This is a genomic window from Paenibacillus terrigena DSM 21567 (assembly GCF_000374845.1).
Lineage (GTDB): Bacteria > Bacillota > Bacilli > Paenibacillales > Paenibacillaceae > Paenibacillus_K > Paenibacillus_K terrigena.
The window spans coordinates 180528-195026 of record NZ_KB895415.1; the positions used below are offsets into that span (position 1 = coordinate 180528).

Consider the following 14499-nt stretch of genomic DNA (forward strand, 5'->3'; position numbering starts at 1 on the left):
CGTTCCATCTCCGTTATGTGTTATGTACTCATTGTAGGAGATATTTCTCCGTCACACACGTCCGATTCGTCATGAAGTTGAGGTGACTAAAGTCATCTCATGACCATGATGGCTTGGTGTGGTATACTATTTTCATGATTTTGGACGAAGGGTGTGCCAATATGTTTGCCATTTTATCCTGGGTGCGCCATCTCCTCCTCGTCATTCCGGCCATCGGAACGATCTGGTGGGGAGATATCGGATCCCCCGCTGTGTATGTCGCATTCACCCTCATGACATTGCTGCTAGCTCGTGTGCGATTACTGAAGCTGCAACCATTTGCGTTTATCCTATTCGCAGCTGAAACGGCGCTCTGCATCTATATCAGTCTTCACTACCATGGCATCACGTTCTTAATGCTGTTATCTCCGTTAGTCGCGCTGTTCGAGCAATCGACACCATGGAAAGATCTGAATCACCAGATCGCTGGTTGTCTTCTCCTGCTCATTGGGTATAACATCACGCTAATCCATCAGCCTAGCATGATGGTGTTCGTCGCCAATGTGACATTCCTACTTACTGCCCTGCTGCTGATCGGGATTCGCATGACTTCGGTTCAGAAGAATGAGGCAGAAACGCTGTACGATCAACTAAGCTTAAGTCATCTGGAGCTAAGCGATGCCCGAACACGACTTGTCCAATACGCGAAGCAGGTGGAGCAGCTCGCCCAGCTCGAAGAACGGAACCGGATCTCGAAAGACATCCATGACGATCTTGGACATCGACTTATTCGGCAGAAGATGATGACAGAAGCCATTCTACAGATCTACAAGACGAAGCCCGATCAAGCGATCGCCATGCTCGAACAGGTTCGCGATCAAATGAGCGATTCCATGGAGACGCTTCGCCGGACCGTACGACGCATTGCGCCGCCAATTCAGGATTCCCAACAATATTCGTTGGACCACTTGATTCAATCGACCCGTGAAACCTTCGGAATTGCCATGGAATATCACATGGAAGGTCTGCCTTACGCGCTCTATCCTAGCATCGAATATGTACTCTACCGCAATGCACAGGAAGCCATCACGAATGCGCTTCGTCATGGGGGAGCAACCGAGGTTCACATTCTACTACGTTACGAACCCGATCAGATCCAAATGCGGATCAGCAATAATGGAAGCGTGCCAGATTCGGAGCAAATACGGAAAGGCATAGGCATGCGTGGCATGGAAGAACGCGTTCATCTAATCGGTGGACAGCTCTATTGGATTTGCGACGATCAATTCAGCATCATCACGCGTCTGCCGCATTATCCTAAAGAAAGTACATTATCGGAAGGAGCAACACTATGATTCGAATCCTCCTCGTGGATGACGATGCATTCATCCGTGAGAGCTTGAAGATGATCCTTGATTTACAGCAGGATATTGAGGTCATCGGTACCTGCGCGAATGGGAATGAGGCACTCGCCTTCATTCAGTCGCATCCCGAAGTTGAGCTCGTGCTGATGGATATTCGAATGCCGGAATGCGATGGTGTTCAAGGTACGAAGCTAATCAAGGCGCATGCGCCTCATATTGCCGTCCTCATCTTAACGACATTCGATGATGATGATTATATTGTGGAGGCTATTCGCAACGGTGCGGGCGGGTATCTGCTCAAGAACATTCCTCCGGAGCGGATAATGGAAGGCATTCGAACCGTGCATCGTGGTGATCTGCTCATCCATCCGGATATTGCAAGGAAGCTCGCAACCCTTGTGAGCGAACCTAGACCGAACCCAGCTTCATTGGATCGCAGCGCGAAGCTTGCCCAGCACCAGCTATCGAAAGCAGAGCAACAGATCGTGGAACTCATCGCTGCGGGCAAATCCAATAAAGAAATTGCGCAGACGCTCTTCCTTAGCGAAGGTACGGTAAAAAATTATATTTCCGACATCCTTAGCAAATTAGCATTAAGAGATCGAACGCAAATTGCAATCTTTTATTTAACATAGGAGGCTTAACCTCATCATGACAACCAATACACAAGCTATAAATACGAATTTTGTTGCAGCGGACTTCGATGTCTTCGCTATTCCGGGGCTAGAAGCGCGTATGAGCGCATTAATCGAGCGAGTTCGTCCGAAGCTCACAGAGCTTGGCAACCAACTTGCACCCCATCTTTCGGCACTCTGCGGCGAAGAGATGTTCCCCCACGTCGCGAAGCATGCAAGACGCACCATCAACCCGCCAAACGATACATGGGTCGCATGGGCGAATAACAAGCGCGGCTACAAAGCTCATCCGCATTTTCAAGTCGGCATGTTCGAGTCGCATCTCTTCATTATTTTCGCTGTCATCTATGAGAGTGATAATAAGAAGGTGTTCGCGAAGCATCTATCCGAGCATCTGCAAGACGTACGTGCAGCAGTCCCGGTGAACTTCTTCTGGTCTCTAGATCATATGAAGCCAGAGGGAACATCGCATGCAGACATGAATGAGGAGGCTTACGAGACCATCATTCACAAATTGCAGCACATTCAGAAATCAGAAGTACTCTGCGGCCTACGTATTGATCGCGATAATCCGCTGCTTGCCGACGGAGAGAAACTGCTCTCGACCATTGAGCATACCTTTGAGCAGTTATTGCCGCTATATCGACTCGCATTCTAATCTTCGCAGTGAATATGAAAAGGCAGTACAGTGACCTCTATCGGACACCGTACTGCCTTATATTTTTGTCGTCAAGCCGTCACTTTTGCACGTGGTCTCGAAGTCATATACCAATGAATCCCGAATAATACGGCTAACACCAAACTGCTGCCGTAGAACGGCGCATGCGGACCAAGAATATCCCACAGTCTACCCGATATAATCGGACCAACAACCATCCCTGATCCTTCAATCGTAAGGAAAAATCCCCAGACGGCCCCTCGCTCAGACTTCGGAATCACGGAAGCAATATAAGCATTCCAAGCGGGAACGATCAGTGCGTAACCAATGCCAATAAGACAGACCAAGATATAGACAAGGAACATCGCGCGTGCAGTTGCGAAGAAGAACAACGTGACGGCCGTTAATCCAAATCCGATGTGCAAGAACCATTTCGTCCCAATCTTATCCACCCATCTTCCCATCGGAATAAGCGCCAGCACGGTAATCCCTCCGCCAATCATCAGCAGGAGACTGTACTGTGCTGGCGTAAGGCCAATGACCGTTCGGGCATATAGTGTAATTACCGGTGTAAGTAAGCCGATCGAGAAGGTCTGCAGAAAAAGCGCGACGAAAAATTGCCAGCTTACGTGCAGATTGCGCCGCACATCTTGCAAGGTCTCTCGTATTTTACCAGACAGATTCTGAACAGACAGCCTCGCCTTGGACTTCAAATTCTGCATGTCCTCTTGCGCATGCAGCTCCTCTGTTTGCTGTCTTCCCGGCAAAAAAAGAGCAACAATCGTGACGACAGCCATACAAACTAACAAGACTCGAAAAGCCGGTGCATACGACTTAGCAACAAAAAAATTAATGACAACAGGTCCCGCTCCGGTTCCACTGAGCCAAGCGAAATAGACAATGCTAAGCACCGTCCCCTGCGCCTTCTCTCCCGCTACTTGTGTCGTGCCTGTAATAACGCATGGCCAGAGCGGAGACGTCCCGATCCCGAGCAATAAACAGGCAATTACGATTAGAAATAAATTCGAGGTAAAAGCGATGAGCCCCACGGATATGAAGGTGATGATTAATCCCGCTAGCATGCTGATTCGGTAGCCTACCCGTTCTGTAATCCAACCTATCGGACTGCGGAATATGTTATCTCCGATATATTGAAGCGAGAAGGCCCAGCCAATCGCAAAGGTTGAGAGCCCAAGGACCGTCCCCATATAAATGGGAAGGATCGTAACGAGCAGCGCTCCTTTCACAAATTCCACAAGAAATAGAATGATTAGCAATTCAATAACAAATGGGGAGAACAAATGCCGTAGCTTCCCCTTCATCTTCGCCCTTTCCATATCCAACCAACTCCTCCTTCAACTTCGTCTTCCTTTTCAAGTCCGCAGGTACACCTATTTCTTTAGTGTGGCCCAAGATGATGGAAAAATTGCACATTGTCCATGAAATCTTCCAAATATCCACTAATAAATTGCTTGCATTCCCCCACGTTTTTGTTATACTTCTCCTTGTTTGTTTATTAATTCGAGAAAGTTGGGATGAAAGAATGGATCATTCACGTACACCTTTGTTCACTGCTCTTCGGCAGCATGCTGCGAGCAATCCCGTTCAGTTTCACATCCCAGGCCATAAAAAAGGAGCCGGCTCTGATCAAGAATTCCGTGAATTTATCGGCGATAACGCCTTTTCTATAGACTTGATTAATATTGCTCCCCTAGATGACCTGCATCAGCCGACTGGCGTAATTGAAGAGGCACAGAAGCTTGCTGCTGACGCCTTCGGTTCGGACCACACCTTGTTCTCTGTCCAAGGAACAAGCGGCGCGATCATGACGATGATCATGTCCGTCTGTTCGCCAGGCGATAAGATTATCGTCCCACGTAACGTGCACAAATCGATTATGTCCGCCATCATCTTCTCTGGCGCGCGTCCGGTCTTTATCTCTCCGGCACGTGACGAGAATCTCGGAATCGATCATGGCATCACGACGCGGTCCGTTCGCCGGGCATTGACGAAACACCCGGATGCCAAGGCTGTCCTGGTCATTAACCCGACGTATTACGGCATCTGTGCTGACTTGAAAGAAATCGTTGATCTAGCGCATTCCTTCCACGTACCTGTTCTTGTCGATGAGGCACATGGTGTACTCATTCATTTCCATGAGGATCTGCCAATGTCTGCGATGCAAGCAGGCGCCGATATGGCAGCGACAAGCGTGCACAAGCTGGGCGGCTCTATGACGCAGAGTTCGGTGCTTAACGTGAATACGAAGAACGGCTATATTAATCAGCAGCGTGTACAGACGATTATCAGTATGTTGACGACGACATCGACATCCTATATCCTGCTCGCTTCATTAGATACATCCCGTCGCAATCTAGCGCTTAACGGACATGCCATTGCAGAAGAAGCTATTCGACTCGCGCAGTATGCCCGTACAGTAATCAATTCGATACCTGGCCTCTATTGCTTCGGCGATGAGATCCTAGGCGACGAAGCGACGTATAACTACGATCCGACGAAAGTCACGACCCACGTTCGCCATCTTGGCATGACTGGCTATGAAGCGGAGAACTGGCTTCGCGAGCATTACAATCTCGAAGTAGAGCTCAGTGATATGTACAACATTCTGTGTCTGGTAACACCAGGAGACACACAGGAGACAGTAGATACGCTCCTTCGGGCGCTTCGTGAAATGTCAGAAACCTTCTATAACATGAATGAAGTGAAAGAAGTGGTCGTGAAGATTCCTGAGATCCCGCACCTCTCCTTGACACCGCGTGAAGCGTTCTACGCAGATACGGAAGTGATTCCGTTCAAGGAATCCGCAGGACGTATCATCGCGGAATTCATCTACGTCTATCCGCCAGGCATCCCGATTCTATTGCCAGGTGAAGTGATCTCGCAAGAGAACATTAACTACATCATGGATCATGTCGAAGTCGGGTTACCGGTCAAAGGACCAGAAGACCGCAGCATTAAGAACGTGAAAGTTATTGTCGAGACAGAAGCGATTTTCTAATCTATAAAAAAGGACCACCCTTAAGTTCAGATTGAACTCGTGGGCGGTCCTTTCGTTCTATGGCGCGAATGACCCGAACGTCAAATTATCGCGGTTCATAAATCACACTCTGATCCTGAAGTGCTTCGATGAGCTGCTCCATCATCTCCACACTCTCAGCTATATTGTGCTCATCAAGCTTCTTGATACGTTCACGATACGTGAGCTTGGCGTTATGGTCTTTGATGTGCAGGCGAATTTCCGCACTGGGATGCTCAATGAGCCTGTCGTGAAGCTGCTCGTGCTTAAGTACAGACCGGAGTATGCTAGGGTGGGTTGAACTGCCCTTAAACAGCTTAGCCAGTGCAGCATTCGGCATCGTTGTTGGCCGTAATCGTTGCAGCCAGAAACCGATCCGTTTCGCTGAAGACAAAGAGAATTCCAGCTTACGCCGTGATCGATAGGTGTATACAATTTCTAACGTATCGGACGAACCTGCATTATTCCCAGATTCGATAATGATCACCTGCATCTCCCCTGCCCCTTTGCGGGAGTTGACCATCACATGCTGAGGTGTGTAGTTGAAGCCTTTCAAGGAGGAGGCATGATAGGTTCCATGATTGATATGCGCATATTGACGGAGAATCCCCGTACTCTTCGGCTCCCACCACTTCTTACGAACGAAGTCCTTCTTCGAATTACTCGTCATCCGAATCCTCCTCCTTCCTGTGCCGCTTCACCACGGGGAGACGTCCCGCCTCTCTTAGTGCTTCACGCAGCAAATATTCCATATGACCATTTACGCTTCGAAATTCATCCGCTGCCCAGCGCTCTAAAGCCTCGTATATGGTCGGATCAAGGCGTAGAGGAAAACTCTTCTTCTTACCTGCCATGGTAACGGATTACTCCTTTAGTACAGCGTGCTCGTATTGATCACCGGCTGGGCAGACCGATCCGACACAATCGCGACGAGTAAATTGTTAATCATCGCAGCTTTGCGCTCTTCATCCAGCTCCACGGCACCATCCGCCTCTAGGCGCTGAATTGCCATTTGAACCATGGTTACAGCACCCTCGACGATTTTCTCACGTGCAGCAATGATTGCTGATGCCTGCTGGCGCTGCAGCATTGCACTTGCGATTTCCGTTGAATATGCAAGGTGCGTTAACCGAGACTCGATCACGTTCACACCCGCGATGGCAAGACGATTTTGCAGTTCCGTACTTAACTCCATCGCGATCTCTTCCGCGTTACTGCGCAGCGAGAAGCCTGCTCCATCCGCACCGTCATAAGGATATTTACTCGCAACATGGCGTAACGCCGTCTCACTCTGAATTTCGACGAACGTCTCATATTCATCCACTTCGAACAGCGCTTTCGCCGAATCCACCACGGAGAATACGACAACAGCTGCAATCTCAATCGGATTCCCTTCCACATCGTTAACCTTTAACTTAGCGCTATTAAAATTGCGAACACGCAAGGATACTTTCTTATGGGATGAGAAAGGAACCGTCATATAGAAACCACTCTGACGAATGACACCTAAATATTGACCGAAAAAGGTAATGACATTCGCTTGATTAGGCTGCACGATCGTTAGCCCTGTCAACAAGATGACGGCGACCACTTCAAGCACGACCCCTAATGCAATCAAAAGACCATTCGAAGCACTGCCACCCGCAATAAGGACATACACACCTGCCCCGATGGCCACAAGCGCCAGCAGTAATCCCCAAAAGCCATTCACGTTAGGACTCTTCTTCTCCTGAAACATACAACTCACTCCTTAATATCTCTAAGATATCTTTATGATATCACTTTTAACTAATATTGTAAATTAATATATTTGTCCGATTGTCGTCACAACACAAAAAACCTAGCTTCGACCATCAGATGGTAGAAGCTAGGTTCTCTGGATTGCACTTATAGATGCGACATTATTCGCTTGGTGTCGTCTTCTTCAAATACGATCTCCACGTAATACACCATTTCTCTGGATCATCAAAGCTCGAATCCTCGATGCGGTGAACCGTACTGCGCGTTGGCGCGTTCTTCACAATCTCGGGATTGCTGTACGCTTCGTCCGAGATCTGCTGGAGGGCATTAATGTATTCATCCAAATCCTCTTTTGAATAAGACTCGGTAGGCTCCAGCGTGAATGGCTGCGGCACAACATAGGGATGATGACTAGTCCAGTAGTGAAGACCGAAGTCACACATCCGGCGGGTTACGTCCTCTGTCGTTACGCCTGTCTCCTGCGTCATTTGCTCCCAGCTATAACGAACCTGCTCTAAGCGGTTCCCTTTCACGTATGGAGCTGATGCACCGCGGATTTCAAGGATTTTGTGATACAAGTAATTATTGTTCAGTACGGCTGTATGTGCCACCTGACGCAAGCCTTCGGCACCTAGGCTGCGAACCCATGCATAGGAGCGAAGCACCGTCTGTGCGACCCCGTGGAAGCTGCGGACTTTACCAATGCTTAAGTCGCCGACTTCCTTCAGATCATAGCTCGTGCCATCGTATTCCACGATCGGCCCCGGAAGGAACGGAATGAGTGTATCCACGACACCGAGCGCGCCCGTCGCCGGCCCACCGCACATATGCGGTGCAGCGAACGTCTTATGCAAATTGAAAAAGCACATATCGAAGCCCGCTTCCTTCGCGCGTGTTACGCCGAGAAGTCCGTTCGCATTCGCCTGATCGTAATAGCAAATCCCTCCCGCTTCATGAACAAGGTCAGTGAACTCTTTGATCCGTGGATTATAGATACCTGTATCCTCTGGATTCGCTACGACGAAGCCTGCTGTGCGGCTTGAGATCACTTTCTTCAGCTCTTCAATGTCTGGGAAGCCATCCGCATCCGGGTACAAGGTAATAATCTTATATCCCTTCACGACCGCTGTTGCCGCTTGGGATGGATGCGAGAAGATTGTCGTAATGATCTCGTTACGCTGCTCGCCTTCGCCTCTTGAATCATGATAAGCACGCACGATCGATGCCATTGCGAGCAATGCTTGTGTCCCGCTGCTTGGTTGGAAGGAGAATTTATCCAGGCCAGAGATTTCGCGCATCGCGAGGTCAAGCTTGTAGAACACTTCCAGAATCCCTTGTGCATTGCTGACATCTTGTAACGGATGTAGATCCATGATTTTCGGCGTCCGAATCATCATCTCATTCACTCGCGGGATGTATTTCATCGTACATGTCCCTTGGCCGATCTCCACATTGAAGTCGGAGCCCATCGTCTCTTGGGATAGTCTAAGATAGTGACGAAGCACTTTCGCCTGACCAATCTCCGGAAGAGCTGGAGGCGTCGTGCGTTTCATTCCATCCGGAATGCGAGAAATGCCATCACCTACGGTAGATTCAATCTCCGCTTCTGCTTGCGGAACCTCAACACCGCGTTCACCCGGCTTATGAAGCTCGAATATGATCGGCTCATCCCATTTCGCTTGATGGAAATTTCTCACCTTATGATCTCTAACGATCCGTTTCATACCGATTCCACCTCTTCCTTCACGACGCATGCTCTCTGAATGGCTGCAGCAAGCGTCTCTAATTCTTCCTTCGCATGTACTTCCGTCACGCAATACAATGCACATTGACCGAGTTCAGGGAAATCTTCGGATAGATCTTTACCGCCTTGAATACCATCAGCTAGCAATTGACGATGAATCTCACGAACCGTCTTGCCTGTACCGTTGAAGTCAACGACGAACTCTTTGAAGAAGGTTGATTGCAAGCGAATCTCTACGCCATCAATCGCTGCGAGCAGTTCTGCTGCATATTGCGATTTCTGCATGATTGTCTGACCGAGCTCTTGCATCCCGTAAGGGCCGAGCAATGCAAGGTAGACCCCCGCAGTAATCCCCCATAGTGCCGTCTGTGTACCGACGGACTCTTTGCCCGTCTCGCGATGTGCAAAGGACGTACGATCATAGGCAACGTCCCCGAAGCCATATTCGCCTTCTACTATCGTCGGCGCAATCCCGAACAGACGGGACGGGTATTCCATAACGAATTTCTCTTCATCACGTGTTGCAATAAATCCAGCCTGACCGCCGCCATAGTTCATATGCATCCCTAATGGCTGAAGATCACCGCAGATAATATCTGCGCCGTATTGACTTGGCGGCTTCAAGACGCCTAGCGAGCTCGGATCGACACCGACGACGCATAACGCGCCAGCCGCATGAGCGATGTCAGCAATTTGCTGTCCTTGCGATTCAATCGTACCGAGGAATGTCGGATTCTCGAAGTAGACCGCCGCCGTATTCGCATTAACTTTGGACTTCAAGTCTTCTAGATCCAGCTCACCTGACGGGTCGTTAAAATCAACAAGCTGATAGGATAATTGCGGTGTAATATAATTCGCGATAATCATGAGCTTATCACGATCGATGGTCGCAGGAAGCAAGACTTCCGTGCGTCCCGTAATCCGAGACGCCATGCGCAGCGATGTCGATGCGGCTTGCGCCCAGTCGAACGTTGGTACATTCACAACATCCATATCGACGAGCTCTGCCACCAAGCTCTGGTATTCGAATAGTGATTGGAAACGGCCCTTATCTTCATAAGGCTCGCCTGCGTAGGCCGTTACAAATTCCGAGCGCTGATTAATCTCATCACATACCGCAGGGATGAAATGCTGCCAGCATCCCGCACCAAGGAAGTTGATCGTCTCATTCGCACTCTTGTTCTTCTGGAGCAGCTTATCGATCTCCCGCTTTAATTCGAACTCGGATAATGCAGGAGGCATATCCATTAAGCGATCCATTTTGATGGCATCGGGAATAATATCGTATAAGTCCTCAATCCGTTCGACACCGATCTCATCGAGCATCTGACGCTGTACCTCAGGAATCATATTCGGAATATAGGGATGTACACTTGCTTTTCTACGCGTTTCCATGCGATCACCTCATTCGTTATTTGTTATGCTAAGCCGCCGCCATCAACGACAACAACACTGCCTGTTACCCAACTGGACAGATCACTTGCTAAGAATAATACGGTACCTGCAATATCGCGCGGTGTGCCAAGACGCTCTAGTGGGCGTCCGGATGCCGAAGATACGAGGAATGATTTCTCCTCTTTGCCTAGCTGCTTTGCTTCATCGCGAAGGAGCGGCGTATCCGTATCGCCTGGGCATACACAGTTCACGCGGATATTTTGCGGACCGTGGTCAATCGCCATGGCTTTCGTCAGGTTAACGACACCCGCTTTGGCTGCGCAGTAAGCCGCAGCTTGATCGCCGCCCTTCAGTCCCCAACCGGAACCGGTATTCACGATACTTCCGCCACCACCCGCAGCCATGACCGGAATGGCATATTTGGACAGAAGGTATGCCCCTTTCAGCGACACGTCCATCACTAGATCCCAATCCTTCTCTTCCAGTTCGACCACTGTCTTCCGGCGAATAACACCTGCATTGTTAAATAGAATATCGATACGTCCGAAGTCGCTCTTGATCTGCTCAACCACTTGCTGGCAATCTGCACCGGAAGTCACGTTACAGCGATAGAACTTCGCTTGACCTCCATTCTCACGAATTGTCGCCGCCGCTTGCTCACCGAGTTGTTCATTAATATCCAGCAGCATGACATTCGCACCAAACTCCGCGAGCATCTCCGCTGTTGCGAATCCAATACCGGAAGCTCCTCCTGTGACGACAGCAACTCTAGAATCCAGGCGTAAAATATTAGCAGTATTATTCATGTTCGTTGAACCCCTTTCGCAAAGTAGATGGTGAAATCATTTGATTCGAATATGGCTTCAGAATCATACCGAATTGGAATGCTTCTGGACGAAGCTCGTACGGCGGCAATTGCGGCTGACCGCAGCTGTTGCTGCCTAGACCATTCTGGCGGTAATCGAGATGCAGCGTAATGGTCTCACGCGGCTTGAGGTCCGTCGTATGCTTCGCTTGCTCCAGATCTTCATTCGTGTAGCGGTGCGCGCTGAACTCGAGGAGCTGCGGCAAACCTGCTGCGAATAACCCGATGCCGCGCTTATTCGTGAGCGACGCCCATGCCACATCGGTACGGTTCCCGTTGTCTTGCGGGTAAATATAATTCGTGAATAGATCATCCACTGTCGATTTATAGAACCCGAACAGATTCGCTTGCTTACTGTCTGAATACGACTCTCCAGGACCTCTGCCTTCCCAAGCGACTTGATCCATCGCGCCTGGTATGCGCAGTTCAAGCCCGATGCGCGGAAGCATCTTCGGCGGCGTGCCGATTGGTGAACCTTGAACGTCTACCTGCACATGTCCATCACCGGATACGCTATAGACATACGTGACGTGGAAGCCCCAGTCGCTTACGATCGGTGCCACACGTGCTTGTACTTCAATACGAAGCGATGACGGACTCAGTGCTTCCCACTTCACATGGTCGATTCGGTGCGTCATCTTGTGCACATAAGCCTTGCGCCAATCTTGCACAACGTACATATCATTATCGATCGGTGCGCGCCAGAAAGAGAGCAGCGGCCCCATTTCGTCCTCGATCATCGCATGTCCTTCATACTGCCAAGACGTTATTTTTCCGCGTACGAGATCGAATCCAAGCTCGAAATTGTAACCCTTCACGGCGAGACGCTGACCCGCCTGTTCCACTTGAATAGGTTCGTGATAGGTGGTCGTTACCGCAGCCGCCTCTGTTAACACAGTCAATTCGAATTGCGCTGTCGCGAACTCATGGCCTTTCTTCGCCCATGCGCAGTCGGCATGCAATGCATAGCGAATTGTCAGATACGCCGTCGTGTCCACGCGTGAAGTCAGAGCTTTCACATCGTAAGGTATTGTAATAACCACTTTCTCGCCCGGCTGTACGTTCGGCAATAACTGCGAACCGCTCTGACGTACTTCGCCTTCGATCTGAATCGACCAGTTCAGCTCCAAATGATCAAGTCCAATAAAGTCATAACGGTTCTCAATTACGAGCTGCCCTTGCTCCGCATTGACCATTTCGGTATATACCGGCTCAATGATTTTCTTATATTCCAAAAGCCCTGGCGAAGGCGTACGGTCCGGGAACACTAACCCGTCGATACAGAAGTTCGAATTATTCGGATCATCGCCAAAATCGCCGCCGTAGGCATAGTACACTTCACCTTTGTCATTGACCTGCTGAATCCCATGATCGATCCACTCCCAGATGAATCCGCCTTGCAGGCCCTTATACTTGCGGAATACGTCGTCATATTCCTTCAATCCGCCCGGTCCATTGCCCATCGCATGCGCGTACTCACAAATGATACGAGGCTTGCGAATGTCCTCTGAGACTTCGAGATCTGTTTCACAGAGGGTTGACAGCTTCTCGCAGGTCGAGTACATCGTACTCATCACGTCGACGGACTTCCCTTCGCGATCTTCTTCGTAATGAATGATGCGTGTCGAGTCATTCGCTCTGCACCAAGCTGCCATTGCTTCGAAGTTGCAGCCGTAGCCAGACTCATTCCCCATCGACCACATAATGATGCTCGGATGGTTCTTATCCCGCTCCACCATGCGTTCCATCCGTTCAACGTAGACCTCTCTCCAAGCCGGATCATCACTGATCTTGCTAATGTTACCGAGCGGCTCGAAGCCATGCGTTTCGAGGTCGGCCTCATCCATGACATACAGTCCATGCACATCGCATAGATCGTAGAAATAAGGGTCATTCGGATAATGCGAAGTCCGAACGGCATTAATGTTGTGCTGCTTCATCATGATCACGTCTTGAAGCATCGTCTCTCGCGGCGTATAACGGCCAAGTTCCGGATGATGATCGTGACGATTTACCCCTTTGAGTTGAATCGCAACGCCGTTCACGAGGAAGTTGCCTTTCTTGATCACAATGGTACGGAAGCCGACGCGATAAGGAATGCATTCGATGCATTCACCTTGCTCATTTTCCAAGCAGATCAATACATGATATAAATTCGGTGTCTCTGCAGACCATAGCAATGGATTTGCCACTTCGATCTGAACCTGAATATCCATCTCTCCACCAGCAGGAATCGCAACTTGCTCTACGCGGGCCGTGCCCACCTCGGTCTGCAGTAGCGCGTCCCATAACACACAGCGGAGTTGATAGCCCGACGCAACTTGACCGGTTAAGTTCGCAAGATTCGTCTCTACATGCAGTGTGCCTTGCCCATGATCCTCCGTCACGTCCGTGCGAATCGTAAAATCGCGAACCTGCACATCAGGACGCGCCCAAAGGCTCACATCCCGGAAAATCCCACTCATATACCACATGTCCTGATCCTCAACATAAGTCCCGTCGGACCACTGATAGACCTTAACCGATAGTTGGTTATGGCCTGATTGGACATATTTGGTTATATCAAACTCGGATGCGAGCCGGCTGCCTTGGCTGTAGCCTACTTCTTCACCGTTCACCCACAGATGGAAAGCACTATCTACACCTTCAAACCGAAGGACTATTTGTCTGCCATCCCAAGCTTTGGGCACATAGAAATCTCTGCGATAGCATCCTGTCGGATTTTCCGATGGCACACGCGGCGGATCTACCGGGATCGGATACAATAAATCCGTATAATGAGGCTTGCCATACCCTTGCAGCTGCCAATGTCCCGGTACTGCAATCGCGTCCCATCCGGTCACATCGTAATCCGCCCGATAGAAATCAGGTGCAAGCTGCGGCGCTTCAGCGAAATAGAACTTCCACATCCCGTTTAATTGTTGATACCAAGGGGACTGGCCCCGCTCATACGATAATGCAGTTGTCGCATCGGCATACGAGTGGAAATACGTGCGGCTCTTCATTCGATTTCGTTCTAATACCTCTAAGTTCTCCCAATCATTCAGCTGTACCGTGTTGTTGTTCATCACAGCGCGTCTTC

General features: G+C 49.7%; 12 protein-coding genes. 4 read left to right on the forward strand and 8 right to left on the reverse strand.

What is annotated here, in order from left to right:
* The first annotated feature begins 161 nt into the window (after window positions 1-161).
* From C558_RS0112415 to C558_RS0112425, 3 genes are read left to right on the forward strand one after another with little or no spacing between them, the layout of a single operon-like run.
* Window positions 162-1334: a sensor histidine kinase gene (locus C558_RS0112415; protein ID WP_018756602.1), complete on the forward strand. Its 1173-nt coding sequence runs from the start codon at window positions 162-164 to the stop codon at window positions 1332-1334.
* Entirely contained in the window at window positions 1331-1978 is a 648-nt protein-coding gene (locus C558_RS0112420; RefSeq protein ID WP_018756603.1) for a response regulator transcription factor, read from the forward strand. Before C558_RS0112415 ends, C558_RS0112420 begins: the two co-directional genes overlap by 4 nt.
* A 16-nt stretch (window positions 1979-1994) precedes the next feature.
* Window positions 1995-2636, forward strand: coding sequence for a DUF1054 domain-containing protein (locus tag C558_RS0112425; RefSeq protein ID WP_018756604.1), 642 nt, complete (start codon window positions 1995-1997; stop codon window positions 2634-2636).
* A 71-nt stretch (window positions 2637-2707) separates the two neighbouring features.
* Here C558_RS0112425 and C558_RS0112430 read toward each other — a convergent pair whose 3' ends face one another.
* Window positions 2708-3973 carry an MFS transporter gene (locus C558_RS0112430; protein ID WP_018756605.1) on the reverse strand — a complete coding sequence of 422 codons (1266 nt, stop codon included), beginning with the start codon at window positions 3971-3973 and terminating at the stop codon, window positions 2708-2710.
* A 206-nt stretch (window positions 3974-4179) separates the two neighbouring features.
* Between C558_RS0112430 and C558_RS0112435 the strand changes: the two genes are divergently transcribed.
* Window positions 4180-5655, forward strand: a complete 1476-nt coding sequence (locus tag C558_RS0112435; RefSeq protein WP_018756606.1) for an aminotransferase class I/II-fold pyridoxal phosphate-dependent enzyme — start codon at window positions 4180-4182, stop codon at window positions 5653-5655.
* Between the two features lie 85 nt (window positions 5656-5740).
* On the opposite strand, the gene C558_RS0112440 is transcribed toward C558_RS0112435, so the two are convergent.
* The 7 genes from C558_RS0112440 to ebgA all read right to left on the reverse strand — a co-directional run bounded on the left by C558_RS0112440 (window position 5741) and on the right by ebgA (window position 14485).
* A complete protein-coding gene (locus C558_RS0112440; RefSeq protein WP_018756607.1) occupies window positions 5741-6343 on the reverse strand; it encodes a hypothetical protein in 603 nt (200 codons plus the stop codon).
* Window positions 6333-6527, reverse strand: a complete 195-nt coding sequence (locus tag C558_RS0112445) for a type II toxin-antitoxin system antitoxin (protein WP_018756608.1) — start codon at window positions 6525-6527, stop codon at window positions 6333-6335. Before C558_RS0112445 ends, C558_RS0112440 begins: the two co-directional genes overlap by 11 nt.
* A 17-nt stretch (window positions 6528-6544) precedes the next feature.
* Window positions 6545-7411: an SPFH domain-containing protein gene (locus tag C558_RS0112450; RefSeq protein ID WP_018756609.1), complete on the reverse strand. Its 867-nt coding sequence runs from the start codon at window positions 7409-7411 to the stop codon at window positions 6545-6547.
* A gap of 163 nt (window positions 7412-7574) precedes the next feature.
* On the reverse strand, window positions 7575-9137 hold the full coding sequence (gcvPB, locus tag C558_RS0112455; protein ID WP_018756610.1) for an aminomethyl-transferring glycine dehydrogenase subunit GcvPB: 1563 nt from the start codon (window positions 9135-9137) through the stop codon (window positions 7575-7577).
* On the reverse strand, window positions 9134-10552 hold the full coding sequence (gcvPA, locus tag C558_RS0112460; protein WP_018756611.1) for an aminomethyl-transferring glycine dehydrogenase subunit GcvPA: 1419 nt from the start codon (window positions 10550-10552) through the stop codon (window positions 9134-9136). Before gcvPA ends, gcvPB begins: the two co-directional genes overlap by 4 nt.
* A gap of 23 nt (window positions 10553-10575) precedes the next feature.
* Window positions 10576-11358, reverse strand: coding sequence for an SDR family NAD(P)-dependent oxidoreductase (locus tag C558_RS0112465; protein ID WP_018756612.1), 783 nt, complete (start codon window positions 11356-11358; stop codon window positions 10576-10578).
* Window positions 11351-14485 (reverse strand): beta-galactosidase subunit alpha, encoded by a 3135-nt coding sequence (gene ebgA, locus C558_RS0112470; protein ID WP_040674972.1) that lies wholly within the window; start codon window positions 14483-14485, stop codon window positions 11351-11353. The genes C558_RS0112465 and ebgA overlap by 8 nt, the downstream gene beginning before the upstream one ends.
* Window positions 14486-14499 lie beyond the last annotated feature (14 nt).